Origin of the sequence: Tolypothrix campylonemoides VB511288_2 (genome assembly GCF_045999855.1) — a bacterium.
GTDB lineage: Bacteria > Cyanobacteriota > Cyanobacteriia > Cyanobacteriales > Nostocaceae > Scytonema > Scytonema bouteillei_A.
In genome coordinates, this window is record NZ_JBFPMW010000012.1 from 149,895 (window position 1) to 171,467 (window position 21,573).

Consider the following 21,573-nt stretch of genomic DNA (forward strand, 5'->3'; position numbering starts at 1 on the left):
AACTATTCTCAATTTGCATAACTTGAGTAAATAGTCAAGTTACTTGTATAACTTATTCTTCAAGGAAGGGTATCAGAATTATTGATTGACTTTTTCCACAAAAAGCTGGAATCTTAATAATAGATTTTCTTAAGAAAACTCTTATTGAGATAGAATTTCAAAATTAATAAAAAATTTGTTGATGGAGAGCAGCAAATGAGTGTGAGGAAAAAGGGTTTGCTAGGAGTTGGTGCAGCATTCCTAGCTACAACTGGTCTAGTGGCAGGTAGCTTTGGCAGTTGGCAAGCAGTTGCTAACTCAAAGCCCGAGCGCAAGCAAGAAACTCTACTTGCTCAAACAGCACAAAAGTCTTTAACAGTTATATTTCCCAGTAGATCTGATTCCACAGACTTGCAAACTAAAGCGAATGCTGTGGCAGCATTTCTATCAAAAGAAGTAGGAATGCCTGTTGAGGCTCTTGTTGGAGATGATACTGCAGCAGTAGAAGCTTTGAGAGGAAACAAGGCAGATATCGCTTTCTTGAGCAGCCGTCCTGCTTTAAAAGCCGAGCAATTAGCAAATGCTCGCTTGTATCTAGCTGAGGTACGCCCGACTTATTCTGGAAAATACACTTATAACTCAGTATTCGTTGTTCCCAAAGATAGCTCTTTGAAAACTTTGACTTCAGGTAAAGCCACCCTAGAACAACTGCGCGGTAAGAAAATGGCTTTTACCTCACCCACTTCCGGTTCGGGTTTTATTTTCCCTGTGGGTGAGATGGTCAAGCAAAAACTAGTCCCGAATCGCGATCGCCTCGACACTTTCTTCAGTCAGGTTAGCTACGGTGGTAATTACAGCAAAGCCCTGCAAGCCGTTTTACGCGGTCAAGCTGATGTAGCCGCAGTATCAGAGTATGCTCTGAATGCTCCGTATATTACAGAGGCTGAAAAAAATCAACTTCGAGTTCTGTACAAAATTTCTGGAGTTCCAGCACACGGCGTAGCTATTGATGATGATGTTCCCGCACCTATAAGAGAAAAAATCATCACTGCTATGCTCAAACTGAACGAGCCACAGAACAACCAGATACTACGCAACCTCTACAACTCCACAGAATTAGTCAAAGTCAATCACGAAGCTCACTTAAAACCAATTCGTGAAGCCCTCAAGAATGCAGGAGTTGAACCATAGTAGCTAATGGCTAATGGCTAATGGCTAATGGTGAGTAAGCGTGCTGCGGGCGGGTTTCCCACGCCCTGGCAACTGGTGTAAGCCGTTGCGGGCATAGCTTCGCGATGCAAAGCTTCTCCGTAAGGAGATACAAGGGAGGGCTAAAAGTAATTAACAATTAGCCATTAGCCATTAGCACTTAGCAATTAGCATATGACTAAATCAATAATTCACTGTCAAAACGTAGAAACAGTCTATTCCACAACTTTGGAACGTCCCATTTTAAATCGGGTTAATTTTGAAATTAATCGCGGTGAATTTGTTGTGTTGTTGGGGCTGAATGGTGCAGGGAAATCGACTTTGTTGCGATCGCTAGTTGGGTTAGTTCCAATTTCACGGGGAACAATTCACGTCAATGGTGTGCCATTAAATTCTCGCACGTTGCCGACTATTCGACGGAACGTGGCGATGTTGTTTCAAGGTGGGGGATTAATTCGCCAGTTATCAGCAATTGAAAATGTACTGTGCGGACGTCTTGGCGTGAGGACAACTTGGCAAACTCTGTTTGGGTTTCCTAAAAGCGATCGCCGTCAAGCATTAGAACTGCTAGAACAGTTAGGGTTGAAGGAACAGGCTTATCAAAAAACTGGTCATTTAAGTGGTGGACAGCAGCAACGAGTCGCAATTGCCAGAGCTTTAATTCAATCGCCAGAGATTCTTTTAGCAGATGAACCAATTACGGGCTTGGATATTATGGCTTCCAAACAAGTTATGGAAACTCTAGCTCAACTCCATTCCAAGCAAGGTATGACAATTGTCACCGTTTTACACGATTTGGGAGTTGCTGCAGAATACGCACAACGAGCTATTATTTTGGATGCTGGACGTGTTATTTATGACGGGAGTTGCGATAACAGTTTGCAGGCTACATTTGCTCGAGGAAATATCGGAAACTAGGAACCGATTGCTGGGGAATGAGTGTTTAATTCTAACCTCCACTCTCCAGCACTGAATCGTTAATGAATATGAAAAATCTTTCTCGTTTTTGGAAACGCTTTTCTTGGGTAAGTCACTTACTCATGGCGTGTATTGTTATTATCGTTTATGGTTGGGCGTTGCAAGGTCTGAAAGTTGATTTCCAACTCCTAAAAGATAGCTGGTTCCACATCATTGATTTTGTTTCGCGGTTATTTCCCCCAAATACCAGTTGGGATATTTTATATAAAACAGCTAAAGCACTGGTAGAAACTGTACAGATGTCTGTTTTGGGAACTACGATTGGAGCATTACTTTCTTTACCCATTGCTGTTGCGAGTGCTCGTAATGTAGCTCCTGTATGGCTGCGATGGTTGGCTAATTTTCTACAAAATGCTGTTCGTTCTGTTCCTTCAATTATTCTTGGTTTGTTATTTGTAGCTGCAACCGGGCTAGGTCCACTTGCAGGAACTCTAGCTTTGGGAATTTATACTATTGGTTATTTGGCAAAATTTTATCAACAAGCAATTGAAGCTGTCGATCCCCGTTCTATAGAATCTTTACAAGTTGCAGGTGCGTCTCGGTTACAAGTTGCTCAATATGGTTTGTTACCTCAAGTGCTGCCTTTAATGTTAGGTTATACCTTATGGATGTTTGAGTATAATATCCGAGCAGCATCAGTTCTGGGTGCAGTTGGTGCAGGTGGTTTTGGTTTTGAATTAAAGAGTTATATTGACGGTTTTGAGTATACCAAGGCAACCACCATGATATTAATATTATGCGTTGTCGTTACTATAATCGACGCTCTTAGTAGCAAATTGCGTCAGCGATTGGATTCAATGTAGTTATCGTGTGCTAACAGTTGCTAGCACACTACTAGATTAGCGGTAGCCGCTCAATTTTTGAATGTCGTATTACAATATGGATGACTCAATTGTGCATTGTCTAAAGTACCTAAGCCACCATCTGCTTTTCTTTTTTTATGGTCTATAGAGATAAAGCGGCTGGGAAGGTAGGCATCACAGATTTTACATCGTGGAAAACCAGGTAAGACATCTCTGATATAAGCTGCTGATTTTGTTTCCCGTGAAAATTCTTTGCTTTGAGTTTCACTTACATCGTTTTTAGTTTTAGTTTTTAAAGAGCCAAAAGACTTTTCCGCAACTATCTCCTTCATGATATTTTTCTTGTCTGTTGCAGTATGACTGGTTTCTGAAACTGATGATGTAGAAGATACTAAAGCTAAGATGCAAGAATACTTGGCGAATGGCTTACAACTGGGTTGGTTAATTAATCCCAAAGATAAACAAGCAGTCTTTTATCATCTTGATAGAACACCTGAAGTTTGACAATCTCCTACAGGTTTATCTGAAGAAGATATTCTTCCTGGTTTTATTTAAAATTTCCGACCAATTTTTATATAAATCAATAATGATACTGATTGTCTTCTGGAAATTATTGACCAAATATTTTTATCCTGATGTCTCGGTAAATACGGTGTAGATCTTAACGGAGCATCAATTATTTTATCTCAGTATATAATTCTTTAATTCTCAAAACTCTCCATCGTCAGCATCTACTATCTACCTAGCCTATGAGATAATGGAACATCATTCATGACTCAAACCCCATCCTCTCAACCTCATACCAGTGAAACTATTGCCAAAAATTCTCGTGGCAACTCTACTCAGAATGGTAAGCCACCAGAGTTTCCTTCAGGAAACAAAAGGCAACAATGGAGTTTGAAGCAGAAAGCGATGGCTTTGGCACTTACTGTTAGTGTATTTCCAGTACTGGCAGTCGGTACAGCTAGTTATTTGGGCGCTCAGGTGGCTCACCAGCAAAGCTCCCAAGCAGGACAATCTCAAAATGCAAAATCCGAACTGGAGCGCCAAAGACAAATCTTGCTGATGAGTACTCTCGTAACAGCATTATCGGCAGGTGCGATCGCAACCTTCTTCATGAATCGTGCCGTGCGTCAGGTTCTCAATGCTGCGGTAACCTCTACGGCTGTGGTGAATCGGCTGTATCGAGAAGGGATGAGTATTCGCGATCGCGTAGGTGGAAAAGACGAACTGGTGGCATTAGAAGCCAATTTAAAATTAATAGAAGACCAACTTCCAGAATTACTGTGGAAACAGGAAGTGGCAACCGAACTCTCACAACTGTTACTTAGTGTCAGTCACCGCATTTGGGGAGCGCGTTCTGAAGAAGATGTTTTGAGAACTGCGGTTGAGGAAGTTCGCGAAGTTTTTAAAACTGACCGTGTCAGCGTCTTTCGCTTTGATACAAATTGGGATGGAACTTTTGTGGCAGAATCAGTCGGATCTGGTTTGCCAAAAGCTTTATGGTCAACAATACACGAACCCTGTTTTGCTGCAGGTTACGTAGAAAAATATCTTCAGGGTCGCGTTCGTGCAATTGACAATATTTACCAAGCAGGTCTAAATGATTGCCATATTGGTCTACTAGAACGATTTGCGGTGAAGGCAAATCTTATTGCTCCAATTATTACAAACAACCAATTATACGGTTTATTTATCGCCCATCAGTGTTCCGGTCCTCGTTCGTGGCAGCAGCCTGAGATTGATTTATTTACTCAGCTAGCGTCCCAGATTGGATTTGCGCTTGACCATGCTAGGTTGTTAGAGCAAGTGGATGAAAAAGCGGATCGGCGTCAAGTCTTTATCGACATTACCCGACGCATTCGTGCATCCTTGCATGAGGAAGATATTCTCAAAACTACCGTAGAAGAAACTCGCAAGGAACTGAGAAGCGATCGAGTGCTCGTGTTTGGTTTTGATGAAAACTGGTACGGAACTGTCCTTGCTGAATCAGTGCTTCCTGGGTTTCCAAAGGCATTGCGAGCGAATATTAAAGACCCTTGTTTTGCAGAGGGATACGTAGACCAATATCAAGCAGGACGGGTTCAAGCAACCAACAATGTTTATGAAGCGGGTTTGAGTCCCTGTCATATCGGTCAACTAGAACCATTTGCGGTGAAGGCAAATTTAGTAGCTCCTATTCTCAAAGACGATAAGTTATTTGGTTTATTGATTGCCCATCAATGCTCTGCACCCCGTAATTGGCGACAGGTAGAAATTGATTTATTTGCTCAAGTCGCTGCACAAGTAGGGTTTGCTCTCGATCATGCTCGATTGGTGAATCAGATAGAGCAAGCATACCAAGCAGTTGAAGCAAGCTCTGTTCAGCAGTATCACCAAAATGAAGTGCTTCAGCATCAGGTATCAGAACTGCTAAGAGAGCGACAAACAGCGATTCAGAGTATAGCAGAAGAAGCCTCAAAACAATTGAAGTGTGTCCAAGCTGCTTGCGATCGCATTCAGGTTGTGGCTAATTTAGTTCCCGCAGTTGATGCAACTATTCAACAACTGAAACTCGAAAGACAGGAAGTTGAACGTGTTGTACAAACGGGTCAAGAAACTATCGATCGCATGACCAGTAGTGTTATTACGATCCAACAAGCCATTGTAAAAGCTGCTGAAAAAATTGAACTTATAGATGAGTTATCGCAAAACCTATCCTCAACCGTGCTGTATGTCAGCAATACCATTTCCGAACTGAATCTTCAAGCTATGAATGTTGCACTTAAAGCAACTCGAAACAGTAGCGACCAAGAGAGTATTGCACTAGCAGATAAAGTTTTAGGTTCGATGCGACAGTTGAAAGGGAATATAGAAGAAACGGAATGCTTTGTGGCAAAAATTCAGGTAGAGATCCAAGAGGCATTTGAAGCTATTGGGATGGGAGCAGAGCAAGTCACAGCAGGAACTCAATGGGTAGAGGTCATTCAAGAAAAATTCGATGGGATTACAAATATCGATACTCAAATGAACTTGCTTGTAGAGGAAATTACTCAAGCTACAAACGAGCAAACACTAGCTATTAATGCTACCGAGCAAATGATTCTGGAAATTGCAAGTATTATTAATGATTTTAAAAATATTTATGGCAATAGTTTAAGTTAGGCGAAAGGCTTTCTGGCTTTTGCCTTCTTAAGAAAATAACTACCATCCCCAAGAACCAGGGCTACCTTTAAAAGGTCCAACAATATCACTTGTAATCCAACCGCCGTAAAAATTCCCTGGTTGAGGCTGTACTTTCTCTCCATTAACGTAACAAGCATCCATAAGATGCGCGTAAAAAGCTACATAGTCTTTGATTGATGCAAAACTAGGTGTAGGGTTGGGATAGAACCATGCAGCACTCTGAGCTTCTTTATCACCAACACGAACTGTATAATAACCTGCATTTCCCTTCCACTCACAAAAGCTGGATTGAGATAACGGCAATAAATATTCCATCTTAATGTCTGTAGGTGGGATGTAATACACAGGAGGGTGACTTGTTTCTAAAACGCGTTTGGCACCGCGAGTATCTACTATAGTGAGATCATTAAAAACAATCTGAATGTGTTTGTCTGTGTCCTCAAGGCGAGGTGGACGTGGATAATCCCATACTGATTCTTGTCCGGGGCTGGGTTCAATACGTTGAGGTCTAGGCATTTTTGATGCTTGGCTTTGGGAGACTAGTGGTTTATCGCATTAATTCTGATGAGTCAACCACTCAGACCTACTCTACAAAATTAATGCAATGCATGACTAGTATCATTCTAACGGTAGAGAAAGCAAAGGAAAATTTTCTCTCTCACAGATACGCCTTCTAGCTCACACGGTTATTAGTTTTAACAAGCAAGATAGATAGTAATCACTATACAAGCTTCATATAGAGGTTAACAAAAAGTATGCCCATAAATGCTGATGAAGTTCTCGAACGTTATGCTTCTGGAGAACGCAATTTTCATGGAGTTGACTTAAGTGGAGTAGATTTGAGTGGAAAAAGTTTACAAGGCATTCAATTGCGAAAAGCTAATTTGAGTGGGGTTGACTTAAGCGAGACAGACTTAAGTCGAGCCGATTTGAGCCAAACTGACTTAAATCATGCCAAAATGCAAGGTATTTATTTGAATGGCGCTATCTTGTGTGAAGCTAACCTGATTGAAGCAGATTTGAGTGCTGCCGTTCTAGATGGAGCAATGCTGGAGGGAGCAATCTTAGACAGGGCAATACTCACTCAAGCAAGCCTCAGTCACGCGGACTTAAGTCGATCTTCTTTGGCAGATGCAGATTTAAGTGGAGCAAATTTGAGTGAAGCAATTTTGGATGGAGCCGTTTTAGATGGGGCGATCTTGAATGACGCAAATCTCAACCAAGCGGACTTAGTCGTAGCAGAGTTACACCAAGCTTCTTTAAATGAAGCAACTCTGAAGGAAGCTAACTTAAGTGGTGCGGAGCTCGATGAGGCAGATTTATCTGGTGCAGAGCTTGTTGTAGCAAATCTGACTCATGCTTCTTTAAGTGAAGCAGACCTTCATGACGCTAACCTCAGTGGCGCTAATCTGGAGAAGGCTAATTTGGATAAAACAGTATTAAACGCAGAGGAAAATGACTAGTGGAGTGCGGCGGAAATAACCATACCACTAGTATTGAGACAAAAGCCTCATTCACAAGCGTTATACTAGTCGCGAAAAAATTCTATCTTGTGATACCGGAAATCACAAGATAGATATTTGTCAAGTTTTTTGTACTTGTTGTGCTAAGGTATAAAATTGACTTCCAGCATAATTTGCTGACGCTTACAGGCATAAAGCGTGAAGGTTATGATGGCTATAAAGCGATCGCTTTGTGAGCCTTTTAGGTTAAAACTGAGCATCACTGCGTGTCATGTAGAACCTATGGAAAAGAAACCGTCTAAATTTACTGAGCTTTCCCTAACAAAACATCAAGACTATACTGAAATCGAAACAATTGTTGCCACTCGCTTCAATCGACAATATCAAAATGAAGCTTCAGAACTCCCAGAAGAAGTCAAATCTATGCCGATTTATCAAGAATGGGTAACGGGAATTTTGAATGCAAAAATTGCTTCTCCTTTTTGGGAAATACAGCTTCCTCGCAAGAATCAGCGCTGTTTGGATATTGGTTGTGGTGTTAGCTTTTTAATTTATCCTTGGCGGGAGTGGGAAGCTCTTTTTTCCGGTCAAGAAATCAGCACGGTAGCACGAGATGTTTTGAATAGTCGCGGTCCTCAACTCAATTCCAAGCTATTTAAAGGTGTTGCTTTAGGAAGTGCTCGTCAATTGCAATACGATAACGCTCAATTTGACCTTGCGATCGCAACAGGTTGGAGTTGCTACTATCCCCTTGATTACTGGTTGGGCGTAATGGAGGAAGTTAAGAGAGTCTTGAAAGGGGGAGGATATTTTGTTTTTGATGTTCTCAATCCGGAAAAACCGTTAGCTTTGGATTGGGCTGTTCTAGAAACATATTTAGGTGCAGAGGTTTTTCTAGAATCAATGGAAGCTTGGAAAGGTGCGATCTCATCTGTCGGTGCTAAGGTCGATAAACAGTTGGAAGGGGAGTTGTTTGACTTATACAAAGTGCATTTTCCATAGCACTTACAAGCAGCAGTCAATCATATTACTTTTTGAAAGTTTTTAGGTTACCGGAAGACTGCTTCCATCCGGTCAGTATTTGTGCTGTGCAAGCGCATAGCACTTTTTTACAATAGCAAATTCAAGTCTGCACTCTTATATCTTCTGGATCGATTCCCCAATTTACCCAGCGAATGGCTTCCCGTGCTGATATTAGATTAGGTGGTACGCGTAATACGTGAATAAAGCTTGTACTCGGACAAGTCATCTTTAGTAAACAGATTGGCTCGATATCTACAGGATGATTTATCTGTAGTAAAGTGTATTGTTGATAGACATCTAACTCTGTCGCTTGCAATTCTAAGAGCAGGCGAGAGTAGCCGATACCTTGAATTAAAGCTCGTCGTAATTCAGCGTTCTTTTCTTCTAAAAGCCATTGAGCTTGCCATTCGTTTGGATGTATTTTGCCATATTTCTCTGGTAATGTTACGCCATGATAGGAATAAAGACTATATCCATCACTAAATTGAATGGCTGGTTCGCCTTCAGCATGAAGCCGTTGTTGTTGGTCGAAGGAGAGTTTGGTAGGGCGATCGCAAATTCCACACAGTCCTTCACTATGAAAAATCCAGCCACAATTTTGAGCTAACCTCTGACATACTGACCATTGATTTTGTGAAGGAGAAATATTTAAGACAGAATAACAAAAGTCAATAACACTTAAGTTATTAGCTAAATCTACAGGTGTAGTCCAGTTAAATTGCACACAAAAGTCGTCTCTTATATCTATATCCCAACACAGCTTGAAATCCATTTCCCTCCATAGATTTTGTAACTGTTGAGCAATCTCAGTGTATAGTTTACTTTCTACTTCATCTTCAAGCTGGTTTGTAACCTCTCTCAATAGAGCATCTGAATCTTCCAAATAGAATTTCTCAGATATGGCATACCAATTCCAAGGTTTTTTCCAAGCTTCGTTAGGACTATTATAAAAAATAATCTCAGGTGCCGATAGACCGATTAAAGCATAAGCTTCTTGTACTGCTGCTGCTGCTTTTTCTCGATCGATCCTTTCAGTTGAAAGTAAAATACTTCTCCACTTTTCCCGATAAACAGGAATCAAAGCTTCTTGCTCCGGAGTCAGTTTTTCAATTTTGTTTGGTGACATAACTCACTGGGCGCAAATAGCGATCGCTGGTTTGCAGTTGCGATGCATCCGTTCGCTGCTATGCGTTTTTTTATTGTTATTATCCGAACAAACGTTCAACAGTACAACTAAATCCTGGCAAAAGAGGACTGGTTAAATTATCGTCTTTATACATGGTTGCAGCAAGTTTCAAAATAGCATTTTCTCTACAGTAAATCTCCACCTTTTGCCTTTCGCGGTCAAATATCCAATATTCATGCACTCCTTGAACTGAGTACAGTTTTAACTTTAACTCACGGTCTCGCTTTTCCTGTTTTTCTCCAGGAGATAATACCTCAATGACCAATTCTGGCGCACCTGTCAAATATCCTGCTTCATCTAATAATTCTGTCAATCGTTCATGACTTACCCAAACCACATCAGGAATTACGTTGTCAGCATCGGTAAAAATGATACCTGGTGCAAAGGCAACTTTTCCCAATCCTGTCTGAGTTGACCAAATTTCTAATTGTGTACCTATTTTTACACATACCTCTTGATGTTTCCAGTGAGGCGCTCTAGTCACAAATAATTCTCCATCAATAATTTCATAACGTTTTCCGTCATCTGGAAATAGCTCTAGATCGGCAATTGTCCACCGTATTTTTTCAGTCGTTGTGCTTCTCATGCGCTCGTACCTCGATCTCTATGCCTTCAAATAGCTGTTTTAGAACTTCGTTGACGATAAGGATATGAAGCTTTCCGTCTTTGTCAACCAAATACTCTAAATCTGCTTGAAACACAGCTATGTGCTCGTGTTTAATTTTTTCCTCAGCATTTATGCAGTGTTCATGCTCATAATTTAAGTATACAGTAATGGTCTCTGATATGATAGAGATTGTTCTTGAATAAATAAGGCTTTAAGCTTCTCGAAGAATTCTCATAGATTCAACTTCTTAAAATTTTTTTAACAAATAATTAAGATTTTGAGAATCCGACTTGCTATCGACTTATTTCTGGTAGCTACTACACTAGAGAGTCGCCCCTATAGGAGGGTGTTGCAACTTAATACGGGAGTATCCCAATTTGGAAAAAACACGTTTGCGATTGAAATCGCACCGCAGGTGCTACAACGGGGGTAACCCAGAGCAGTTTGCGGCTTGGGGGTTTCCCCCAAGCCCTTACGGGTTCGCCAGTCCCCTCGTGCCGTAAACCTGCTTTCAGGGCTGGACTCACCGCAACTTCTCTGGGCACGGCGCTGCTCTGGGCAACGCACTGCCTCGACTATACAGGCTAAGTCCACGCAGGTGGACTTTGTTTACGTAGCCCCAGAATTCTATTCTGAGGGCAATTGGCGCTCTTCGGGATGCTCCCCTCAATACTGCAAAGGCTCTCGAATTTTTGTACGTTGGACAAACCCAACAAATACCTGTAAATGTTGGGTTTCGTTAGTACTTTGTTTGTGGGAAGTATCCTTAACGAACCTGTTTTAAACTTTCCACCTCATTAGTGAACATATCAGTTAACAAACTCATAACTGTGCGTTCTTCACGTACTTTGACATTAGCAGTCACAGACATACCCGATTGCAAGGAAATAGTCCTACCTTTAACATCTAAATTTTGTTTTGCCAAACGAATTTTAATGGGAAAACGATAGTATTGATGTGTTTCATCGGGAGGTAATGCATCTGAACCAACCCAAACCAATTCTCCCTTAATATCGCCAAACTCGTTGTATGGGAAGGAATCAAGCCTAACATCAACTTTCATCCCTTCTTTGACAAAACCAATATCTTTGTTAGTAATAAATGCCTCTGCTACAAAGCTATCATTTGGTACAATTGTCAGTAACTTTTGAGTTGTATTAGCTACAAAACCTGGATTTTTTGCTTGTAAGTCAAAAACAACTCCCGATACGGGCGCACGTAATTCTTGATATTTTATATTGGTTTGCGCTTGGAGAATTTTACTATTAATTTCAGCCAATTGCTTCTCATTGTCGAGCAACACTCTTGATAATTGACTATCAATTTCTGCAATCCGCTTTTTGTTTTCTGCTATCTTTTCTAAAACTGTTTTGCTAGAAACAGCAACTGTATTTCTTGTCTCTTGTTGCCCCTGAGCAATTTCATATTGCAGTCGTTGCTGTTCTTGAACAAGTTGTGCTATTTCTGCTTGTGAGTTTTGGACTTTTCTTTCTTGTTGGAGATATTGTAGCTGTGCGATCGCACCTTCTTCTGCCAAAATCTTGATCCTACTGTAAATTTGCTGTTCGATAGCCAAATTCCCTTTAGCATCTGCCAATTGAACTTGATTTTGAGCCAATTTTCTCCGGCTTTGCTCAACCTTCAATAACGCCGCAGATGCACGAGATTCTAATTCCCTTTTAGCAATATTTAAACGTTGCTGTTCTTCCGTTGTCATCCCCGCAACGCCACCCGTATTTTTAAACTCTTGTCGTAACAGTTCGTTTTCTGCTATTAAATTTGCCCGATTTTTCAATAGAAACGCTGTTTCTTTAGGCAAATTCCCTCGCAAAAATTCCATTTCTGCTGCCACACCAGAACCCATTTCTATTAAGCGGCGGTAAATCTGGTTTTCTTGAGTTAACGCCGCTCGAATTTTCTTTAATGAATTTAACTCACCATTGGAAGTCAAAGCATCAAACTGTAGTAGCAAATCCCCAGGATTAACTTTTTGTCCGTTTTTCACATAAACTGCCTTGACAACACCACTAACGGGGGCTTGAATTTCTTTGACAGTTCCTTCTGGTTTTAATTGACCTGTTGCAGGTACAACTTGCTCAATTTTAGCAACGCAAGCCCAACCAATTCCAAAGGCAGCTAATGTCATCAACGTTACCATAATGGTACGCGACCAAAATGGTGATTGGCGCAAGACAACTGATTGGTCAAATTCTTCAGTAATGTATCTTTTAGCATCTGTCTCAAATGCTTTCGAGCCTTGGCGGTCAGCTGTCTTTACCCGATTTCGAGAGTTAGTTCCATTCTTTGAGTGACCGTTACGGCTATTGCCATTTAAATGATTTTCATTGAGTTGAGTCATAGTGATTTTAAATTTGTTAGTGGTTAGTGGTTAGTGGTTAGTGGTTAGTAGAACAAATCACTACTAACTACTCACTACTAACCAATTAGAGTTTTACGTCTTGCTGATTGTAAAGGTAGAAATAATGACCCCGTGCAGCCATTAACTCTTCATGGGTACCCATTTCGATGACTTTGGCGCTATCCATTACAATAATAATGTCTGCATTCCTGACTGTGTTCAAACGGTGTGTAATAAAGAACACGGTACTTCCTTCAAATTCTTCTGCCAGATTGAGACAGACTTGACGTTCTGTGGGGTAATCTAGCGCACTTGTTGCTTCGTCAAGAACGAGTAATTTTGGTCTTTGTAAAACAGAACGTGCAATAGCAATCCTCTGTCTCTGTCCCCCGGATAGTCCTGCGCCTCTCTCTCCCACTCGCGTGTTGTAGCCGTTCGGTAAGTTCATAATAAAGTCGTGGGCGGCGGCGACTCTTGCTGCTTCAATGATTTCTTCGGTTGTGGCTTCAGGATTGGTTAGGGCAATATTTTCTTGCACCGTACCATCAAATAACAGTGTTTCTTGCGGCACAACACCGACTTGTCTCCGCAGGGAGTACAACTCCACTTTAGAAATATCGTAGCCATCAACTAAGATTCTGCCTGCTTCGGGTTCGTAGAGTCGCAGAAGTAACTTCATCATCGTACTTTTTCCCGAACCGCTCTGTCCTACAATGCCAACAAATTTCCCGGCTGGTATATCGAGATTGACGTTGCTAAGTTGCAATGGACCGTTGCTGGCAAACCGGAAGGACACATTGTCATATTTGACAGACCCTACTATCTGTGGTAAAGGAATGTTGTCGCGGTCTTCTTCTGCTTCTTGTGGTGTATCTACAATATCGCTCAAGCGTTCCAGTGACAAGGCTGTTTCTTGGAAGTTTTGCCACAGTTGTGCCAAACGCAATATAGGGCTGGTTACGTAACCTGAGATAATTCGGAAGGCAATCAATTCCCCTAGGGTTAATTCTCCTTGCAAAACTAAATAAGAGCCCACCCACAACACGAGTAAGCTGCTAAGTTTGTTGAGGAAATTACTTGTAGAACTTGCCAGGGTAGAGGTCACCACGGTTTTAAATCCGGCTGCTACGTATCGCGCATAGCGTTCTTGCCAGGAAAAACGAGCGCGTAACTCAATGTTTTGCGCTTTCACCGTTTGAATTCCTGACATAACCTCCACTAAATAAGATTGCGTATCGGAATTTCGTTCTGCTTTGGTACGGAGTTGTTTGCTGACTGTGGGTGATGCTATGAGTGTAATGATGACAAACACCGGGATTGTTCCCAAGCCAACTAATGTAAGTTGCCAGCTGTAGAACAACATTACGATGACATAAACTACTGAGAACAAAGCATCTAACCCTACTGTTAATGCTGTTCCTGTTAGGAATTGTCGAATATTCTCTAACTCGTTAATCCGGGTGGAAAGTTCCCCAACAGGTCGGCGTTCAAAATACCGTAAGGGCAAACGCAGCATGTGGTCGATAATTTCTGAGCCCAAACCCATGTCAATGCGGTTGGTTGTATCAACAAACAGGTAAGTCCGCAGTGTCCCAAGTACGGCTTCAAACAAACCGACAACTAACAGCAAAGCACCTAAAACGTGTAAGGTACTCATGCTATTTTGAGCGATGACTTTATCGATGATTAACTGAATAACCAATGGGTTTGCTAGCGCTGCTAGTTGTACGAAAAAGGACGCTAGGAACACTTCTATCAGGACTCGGCGGTAGCGTGACAGGTAGGGGGTAAACCAACTAATGCCAAACCGTTGTTGGGGTGTTGCTGTGGTACGCGAGAGTAATAATACTCTCACTTGTGGCGGGTAACTGCTTTCCTCTGTTTCCAATCGCTCGATCAGTTCGGCTGGTGTAAGGCGTACAATTCCTTTGGAGGGGACACCCAGAACTGCTGTGCGATCGCTAATTTCATACAAAATCGCATAGCTATCGTCATAACGAATCATTGTTGGTGTTGGAAGGCGCGTTACGGAAGCTGTGGGGACATCGACAAGTTGCGCCCTCAATCCAATCAGTTCTGAGAGATAAGCACACAGCTGAAATGAAATTGTCCCCCCACGTTTCATTTGGTCGGAAAGAACCCGGCGAACCACTTCTTTACGAAATGGCATTTCCAAATGTTTCGAGACCATTTGGAAACAGGCAATAGTAGAATTTAATTGTCCCTTCCCACCATAAAACTGGTATTTTTTATTACCTTTGGCTGCAGTCTGTGGAGTTGGGGGTTGTGATGGTGGTAAATCTTCGTTAGCTGCGTAGGGAATATCTAGCTCAGTATCGACATTTAGGCTGGAGATTGGTTCCGCTTGTGGTGTTGGTTCTTCATCTAAGAAAAACAAATCTTCCGCTTCCAAACCAATCAACCGCACGGGGTTGTTTCCCTGCACCTCGAGTCTGTCTAACCTATCACTGGGTTCCAATCGATTTGTTGGAAGAAAATCTTGAACAAGCCCACCGCCACTGACAAACCAAATTTTTTCGCTTTCTAACTGATTCAATGAATTTCTTCCTGGTGGAAGATAATGCACTTTTGCACGACTGTAAGCGTTGAGTGCTAGTTCTTTGAGACTTAACCCACCATGGGCTTGGACTTCTGGTTGAGCACCTATAACATCAAATATCTCGATAAGATGAGATTTTTCCTGACGCCTCTGGGCAAAACCTGGGTAATTTGCAAGTAACTTTAAATACTCTGCTACTTCTATTGTTAAGCAAATAACTTCATTGGATGCGATCGCTGTTTCGCAGGCAATATTGCGGAACAAACTGATTTCTCCTAGAATTATTCCCGGTTCTAGCAATTTCAGGGTGTTTGGCATTTGCGTGCGGGGGTCATACGCCAACAGCCTTGCTTTCCCTTCATAAAGAATGGCGATGCGATCCGGTATTTTCTCTTTCCCGACTATTTTCTGACCTATACGATAGCGTAAAGCTTGGACTTTTTGTGCGATCGCGGTTATGACCTCTTGTGGTAATTGGTCAAACCCTTCTATCTTTGTAAGAAATTCTAGAAATGCAGTGTTCTTTATATAAGTCATACTGATAGAGATTGTCAGTTAAGGTTACGTATTTGATTTTCTTTTTGTTGACTGTGACTTTTTTTTCGTTCTGTCGCCATCCCCCATTGACAAACGCCTTTCAATTGAATAGAACGAAAAGACTGTGAAAGGAGTAGAGAAAACACGTACTGTATAAATTAACACATTTTAATGAATTCTTCTTCCATAAACATTGTAGTCAATTACGGGATCTGAAACACAACACTGAGACACTTAATACTTATTTAACAAAAGAAATTTATTTTAACTGTGTATTAGTAATAACATTTTTAACCAGGAAGCCTTCAGAATTTGTGAAGTTTGTATGCAGAATTAAGCAAGAAAAGCAGGCTTTTCGTAAAAAACTTATCATATAGGTGTTGTTAGGAAAGTAGGAAAACGACACTTCATCCTATTTAGGAAATAAAAAAATAGTGTGATTTTTAAATTTTCTTAATAATTAAAGGTAAAATAATATAAAATTGAATCGTTCTGTAAGTTCACTTATAATTTACTCAGCCAGAATCGATTGGAACTTAAGTTTAGCTCTAGAGTCGTTTACACTTAAATAAGTAAAAGCACTGAATTTTTCACATAGGTGAATGAAGATAGCCCTCACCCTGACCCTCTCTCAAAGGCTAACGTGTACGCACAACTTGAATTTACCCCTCTGAATCACCCTGATGGATTGGAAGGGACTCGTGGTCTGGTTGGCTCTCTTGTAGCACTGGCTTCTCTGCATCTGTTACCGTTAATTGACACTCCCCACCCTACTTCGTGTAGACGGATGGGGTATTACGGCGTTTTGATAAAAAAATGAATTTTGTTAATGTTTTTTAAAAATTTAACATTCTATCTTGTTAATAATTCTTAAAAAGATCGGTAGAGATACTGATTTGTTGTCAATTTGAATACAGTTAGACTTGATATTGCCTAATGTATATCAGTTTGTGCTTTTAAAGTACACAAAATCCTCTCTAATCTCTCCCTTATTGTAATTGAGAGTTAGAGAGGAATTTCTTTGAGAAAACTTAGTTTTCACATGACAAGCAATCTTGCATTTTATCCTGTAGAGACGGAGTATGCTGCGTCTCTACATATTGTTGGAGTTTTCAAGAATTAAGCGGTTTTCAAATTCACCTTAACAACGATATCATTAAAGTCATTGTCACCACCACCTGGTAAATCTTCAAAACCAAAGCAGTTGCTGCCCAACAAGCGAATATGGTCTGTTTTATTTGGGTTAGCGCCTAAGAAAGGTAAGTACACAGCAGGATCGTTCTTAATGTCACTATCTAAAAGCATTTCTGCTGTACCATCAGCAATAATCATTGGCGCAAAGACAGAACCTTTTTGGAAAACGCCTGAGAAAGTTGCAGAACTTTGATTTTCTACTGATAGGTTAATTCCAGACACACGAGCATTCATTGCTGCTTTGATATAACCTTCATCACCAGGCATCAGGTCTGCCTTACCATCACCATTGATATCGATACCACCTTTTGCATCAGCCATCTGGTAGAAGCAGACAAAGTTCTTAAATGCTGCTTCTCTATGAATGGTAAACTCTGCTTTAACTTCCGTTTTTGCTTCTCGTAAATCAATGACTTCTCCACCTGATGTACCTTGCAAACCAGTTCCTAAAGGCATTTCTTCATTTGAGGCTTTAATCTTGATTTTCAACTTTTGGAAGTCAGCACCGCCACCCTCAAGTAACTCATCCCAATCTAGAGCAAACTCTCCATTTCCCAAGTCTGTGGTCTTTTGCGTTTTCGTATCAGCAAAGAGGACATTTTTAAAGGAAATCTTACCAGACATGACACCATCAAGGGTACCGTCTTTAATCATGAAGAATTTGAGCTTTGCACCAGCGCTAAATTCTAAAAGACGCGTCAGATCTGAACTAAACCCTTTAGGAGCATTGGCAATAGACGAGAAAATTACTTGTGCTCTTGATAATGCAGCTTGGGCGTAACCTTCTGTATCAGGAGCAATACCGTCAATTGTGCCTTTGTCATCATCAACAACGCATACTCCCAATTCATTTACCAGTTTGGATTTGTGTCCGTCAAGCTTAATATGGAGTTTGAGTTTGCCACCTTCAGAAGCATCACCTAAAAGGAAAAGATTGTTAGGTACTATCTTTAAACTCAGTTTGACGTTAACAGAACCACCAGTACTGCCAGAATCTGTACCATCACTCGCGTCTTTGACGGTAATTCCAGCTGTGTCAGTCGTAGTACTGAAAGCAGTTGCGTTCGTACTGCTTGTTATGTCAATATTGCTACCATTGGTGCCACTAGTTCGATCCCAAGCACGGAAGGTTAAAAGGTCGCTAATTTTTCCGGTAGTCTCGGCGTTGGGTTGAAAATAGATACGGGTATTGGTATCTGCGGCTAAGAGTAGAGCGTTAGAATCCGATACAGAACTCAAAGATGTCCACTTGCTACCGTTGTCGATGCTGTAGAACCAGCTGCCTTTGGTTGTATCAAGTTTAGTAATCGCAATACCTGTGAGTGCATCAGTGTCTGCATCTTTAACATTGCCTTCCAGTTTCACTAAAGAAGAAATTAAGGTACCAACTGCGCCTGTTGGTGCGCTTGCACCTTTGATAACAGCACTGAGAGTGACGTCAGTGTCACTGAGAACAGGTGCATCGTTAACGGGCTTAACATCAATTGTTGCCTTATACGCTACAGCGCTGTATTCCAAACCATCACTAACTTTAAACTTGAAGCTTGCGTAATTAGTACCACTAGCGTCTGCAATGGACTTAAATTTCAGCTTGGAGATATCAGCAAATGCGATCTTTTGGTCAACGGTAATAGCTTCGCCATCATTTTGGATACCATCTTCATTGGTATCTTTGAACAACTGACCGACTAGTGGCAGTTCCGTAATTTGTACTTCTTTTAAACTACTGCCGTCACTACCATCATCGCTATCAGTGAAGCCAAAGTCATCCATAACAAAGGCATAGACGGTGTCTTCATCAACGCTAATAGTTTTGTCAGCAGCAGTAGGAGGAGTATTGTTCAGCACAATTTCCAGCCCTGTAGAACCTCCAGCAATGTAAGCTTGGTTGTTTACGACAAACACACCTTTAGCCATACCAGTGGTTTGGTAAGTCCCAACAGATATGGGAGTCTCAGGAGCTGTCACATCAAGGACTTGCACGCCCATATTACCATCGGCAATGTAAGCTAAATTGCCTACAATGCTGACACCAAAGACATTATAAGAAGTATCAAAACTGCCTTTTAAAGTTGGCTTGGTCGCATCGCTGATATCAACAATTTGCATTCCCGAAAAGCCAGCAGCAATGTAAGCGTAGTTCCCTTCTATCTTGACTTCATAAGCTGTGCTTGAGGTATTGTAACTGCCTTTAAGAACGGGGCTATCGGGGTTGGTGATGTCGATAATTTGTAGGGTTGATGTGAATAAGCCTGACTCAGAAAGAACGTAAGCATAATTACCTTTTACAGTTACGTTTCTAATAGAGCCATTTGTCGGCTTGTATTGACCTTTAACAACGAGCTGGGTTGGGTCACTGATATCAAAAATTTTCAGACCGGAAATACCGCCAGCAACGAAAATATAGTTGTCTTTAATGGCTATATCTTCTGCCGTGTTACAAGAAGTCGAATCATTAAGTTTGGTAACGGGGTTTGCAGGATCGGTGAGATCGACAACTTGAAAACCCGAACTGAAGCTAGCAACATAGGCGTATTTTTCTTTAATAGCTACGCCTTTGACTTCACTATTATCTGAAAATTTGTATTTTCCTTTAAAGGTAGGTTTTTTAGAATCGGTAATGTCAATAATTTGTAAGCCCAATTCACTATCAACTGTATAGGCATAACTTCCTTCTACCGTAACTTTAGAAGTCATGCTAGAAGTAGTTGTGCTACTATAGCTACCTAGAGAAAACAAAGCCAGTACAGCAGGATATGCAGCCATTGCTTCTGCTGTAAATGCTAGTGGTGAATTAACAACACTACCTACATTAACTTTCAAATTCCAATTGCCACCTAAAGCAGCGTTTCCGGTAGGACGGGCTGTTGCTGCAATACTTGCTCCAGTAAGTTTGTGAAGTTTGGTAATAAATTCTTCTCCTACATCACCGGCTGCTACATTACAGCCATAAAGAAGCAGATTTGGGAGATGGGATGATGGCAAAAACCAATTCTGTAGTTCGTTAGAATACTTTGTTAAACTATGAAGGCTCAGTTCGCTATTTCCTAAATATAAGGTTCCAGGAGATCCGTGGGAGACAATATGAACGCTTTCGATTAGACTGTATTGGGATAATATTTGGGAAATTTGCTCGATTCCATCGCGATTCGGGTCAAGAATAACAGCTGTAATACCTGGTACTAGTCCTTCTAATAAAATCTTGTACTTATCTACAGCACTATCAATAAAGAGAATATTTTTCATTGTTATCTTTCCTGGAAACCACAATACAAGGTTATGTATTTAAGTTGCCCAAGAAATTTTAAAAACTATCAGATAAAAAGTTTTTTTTCTAAAATAAAATCGTAAATTTTTAAAACAAAAAATAAAAAATCTCTCATACATATTGAACAAAATTTCAATATGTATGAGAGCCTTCGCATTCATATATATTCTCTTTTAAAAAATAATTTTTAAAGGAAAATAAATTCCTTTAAGTTACATAATTGCTCCTACTAAATCGAAGGAGATCGGTAGGCACGAGGGTTATAAAATAACTAGCAAGCGATCGCTGTAAAACTTACTTTGCACTTGCCTAATTTGCTCAGACGGCAACTCCTTGAGTAAGTTCCCTACCTGTATAAAATAATTCAATTTTTTCAAAGCACATAACGTGTCTCGGAAGGACAGACCAGGAGTCGATCTACTACTAACCCCAGATCTACGGTGGTGTACAGATCTCTAGAAAAGAGATGAAACATCGTGAAAAGGGAGAATTGGAGCTCAGTTCCCCCCTTGTTAAGGGGGGTTAGGGGGGATCGAAACCTCAAGAATGCACTTTAGAAGACTTGTGTACACCACCGCATATCCTGGGGTATGCACTTTGGTGGGGTAAGCGTTCCAACTGACACTACAAGCCGCGTAGCAATAAGAAAGCACTTAGTCTGAGAAACCCATACACTAAGTGCTTAAGAATACTTGAAAACTCATTGATGCGATCGCCCAGAGATCTTTACAGCCTGTAAGGGTCGGTAGGGCGCTGTCTGACTTGATAATCTGTTAACGATCCTGGAAGAACTACAGTTCTCCCACCTCTTCTCAAGGTAGGGATTTGTCCTTTTTGCACAGCCACATACAAAGCGCTCTGACTCATGCCTAAACGTCTTGCTGCTTCTGCCAGTGAAACACCGTGCTTTTGCATATTCTGTTGCTTTCCTTGCAATCCTAATTAGATTGCGATCTAATTAGAGTATAGCAAATAATGAAGAAAAATTAAAAGAATTATCATTTCGTAGAAAAAACGATCGAAACTTTATCAATAATAAAGAAAATATTAAATTTAACAAAAAATAACTAATTCGATGAGAATCTAAATAGAAGCTTAAATTTTTCGTTCAAACGGGGTCAGCTCATATAAAGACCCTGAATATAAAACAAATTCGCACCTCCATGGCTTTTCGCTGTGGAGGTGTAAATTATAAGTTGGGTTGAGGTCAAGAAAACCACCCCTTAAAAAAGAGGTGGGAGT

At 40.9% G+C, this 21,573-nt stretch carries 14 protein-coding genes and 1 pseudogene; 7 read left to right on the plus strand and 8 right to left on the minus strand.

Annotated features, from left to right (window positions below; all coding sequences use genetic code 11):
- The first annotated feature begins 195 nt into the window (after positions 1-195).
- From AB0756_RS29520 to phnE, 3 genes are all read left to right on the plus strand, one after another.
- Complete coding sequence (locus AB0756_RS29520) at positions 196-1,170, plus strand: phosphate/phosphite/phosphonate ABC transporter substrate-binding protein (RefSeq protein WP_038074863.1); 975 nt, start codon at positions 196-198, stop codon at positions 1,168-1,170.
- Between the two features lie 192 nt (positions 1,171-1,362).
- Positions 1,363-2,106, plus strand: coding sequence for a phosphonate ABC transporter ATP-binding protein (locus AB0756_RS29525; RefSeq protein WP_038078913.1), 744 nt, complete (start codon positions 1,363-1,365; stop codon positions 2,104-2,106).
- A gap of 68 nt (positions 2,107-2,174) precedes the next feature.
- Positions 2,175-2,969: a phosphonate ABC transporter, permease protein PhnE gene (gene phnE / locus AB0756_RS29530; protein ID WP_038078925.1), complete on the plus strand. Its 795-nt coding sequence runs from the start codon at positions 2,175-2,177 to the stop codon at positions 2,967-2,969.
- 50 nt (positions 2,970-3,019) lie between these two features.
- Here phnE and AB0756_RS29535 read toward each other — a convergent pair whose 3' ends face one another.
- Positions 3,020-3,301, minus strand: a complete 282-nt coding sequence (locus tag AB0756_RS29535) for an HNH endonuclease (RefSeq protein ID WP_038078911.1) — start codon at positions 3,299-3,301, stop codon at positions 3,020-3,022.
- Between the two features lie 28 nt (positions 3,302-3,329).
- On the opposite strand from AB0756_RS29535, the pseudogene AB0756_RS29540 reads away from it, so the two are divergent.
- Positions 3,330-3,524, plus strand: a pseudogene (locus tag AB0756_RS29540) (Uma2 family endonuclease); the annotation flags it as partial.
- A 216-nt stretch (positions 3,525-3,740) separates the two neighbouring features.
- Positions 3,741-6,113: a GAF domain-containing protein gene (locus tag AB0756_RS29545; protein ID WP_038078908.1), complete on the plus strand. Its 2,373-nt coding sequence runs from the start codon at positions 3,741-3,743 to the stop codon at positions 6,111-6,113.
- 39 nt (positions 6,114-6,152) lie between these two features.
- On the opposite strand, the gene AB0756_RS29550 is transcribed toward AB0756_RS29545, so the two are convergent.
- Positions 6,153-6,650, minus strand: coding sequence for a DUF427 domain-containing protein (locus AB0756_RS29550; RefSeq protein WP_038078906.1), 498 nt, complete (start codon positions 6,648-6,650; stop codon positions 6,153-6,155).
- Between the two features lie 239 nt (positions 6,651-6,889).
- Here AB0756_RS29550 and AB0756_RS29555 point away from each other — a divergent pair, with 239 nt between their 5' ends.
- Both AB0756_RS29555 and AB0756_RS29560 read left to right on the plus strand, forming a co-directional pair.
- A complete protein-coding gene (locus AB0756_RS29555; RefSeq protein ID WP_038078904.1) occupies positions 6,890-7,597 on the plus strand; it encodes a pentapeptide repeat-containing protein in 708 nt (235 codons plus the stop codon).
- Positions 7,598-7,879: 282 nt separating this feature from the next.
- Positions 7,880-8,599, plus strand: a complete 720-nt coding sequence (locus tag AB0756_RS29560; protein ID WP_038078902.1) for a class I SAM-dependent methyltransferase — start codon at positions 7,880-7,882, stop codon at positions 8,597-8,599.
- Between the two features lie 121 nt (positions 8,600-8,720).
- On the opposite strand, the gene AB0756_RS29565 is transcribed toward AB0756_RS29560, so the two are convergent.
- The 6 genes from AB0756_RS29565 to AB0756_RS29590 all read right to left on the minus strand — a co-directional run bounded on the left by AB0756_RS29565 (position 8,721) and on the right by AB0756_RS29590 (position 21,246).
- Positions 8,721-9,746, minus strand: a complete 1,026-nt coding sequence (locus AB0756_RS29565) for a DUF6745 domain-containing protein (RefSeq protein ID WP_038078899.1) — start codon at positions 9,744-9,746, stop codon at positions 8,721-8,723.
- Positions 9,747-9,825: 79 nt separating this feature from the next.
- Positions 9,826-10,392 carry a Uma2 family endonuclease gene (locus AB0756_RS29570; protein WP_038078898.1) on the minus strand — a complete coding sequence of 189 codons (567 nt, stop codon included), beginning with the start codon at positions 10,390-10,392 and terminating at the stop codon, positions 9,826-9,828.
- 787 nt (positions 10,393-11,179) lie between these two features.
- Complete coding sequence (locus AB0756_RS29575; protein ID WP_038078896.1) at positions 11,180-12,772, minus strand: HlyD family efflux transporter periplasmic adaptor subunit; 1,593 nt, start codon at positions 12,770-12,772, stop codon at positions 11,180-11,182.
- A gap of 85 nt (positions 12,773-12,857) precedes the next feature.
- Entirely contained in the window at positions 12,858-15,869 is a 3,012-nt protein-coding gene (locus AB0756_RS29580; RefSeq protein WP_038078894.1) for a peptidase domain-containing ABC transporter, read from the minus strand.
- A 1,119-nt stretch (positions 15,870-16,988) separates the two neighbouring features.
- Complete coding sequence (locus AB0756_RS29585; RefSeq protein ID WP_050046741.1) at positions 16,989-20,309, minus strand: DUF4347 domain-containing protein; 3,321 nt, start codon at positions 20,307-20,309, stop codon at positions 16,989-16,991.
- A 748-nt stretch (positions 20,310-21,057) separates the two neighbouring features.
- Positions 21,058-21,246, minus strand: a complete 189-nt coding sequence (locus AB0756_RS29590; RefSeq protein ID WP_050046743.1) for a helix-turn-helix domain-containing protein — start codon at positions 21,244-21,246, stop codon at positions 21,058-21,060.
- Positions 21,247-21,573 lie beyond the last annotated feature (327 nt).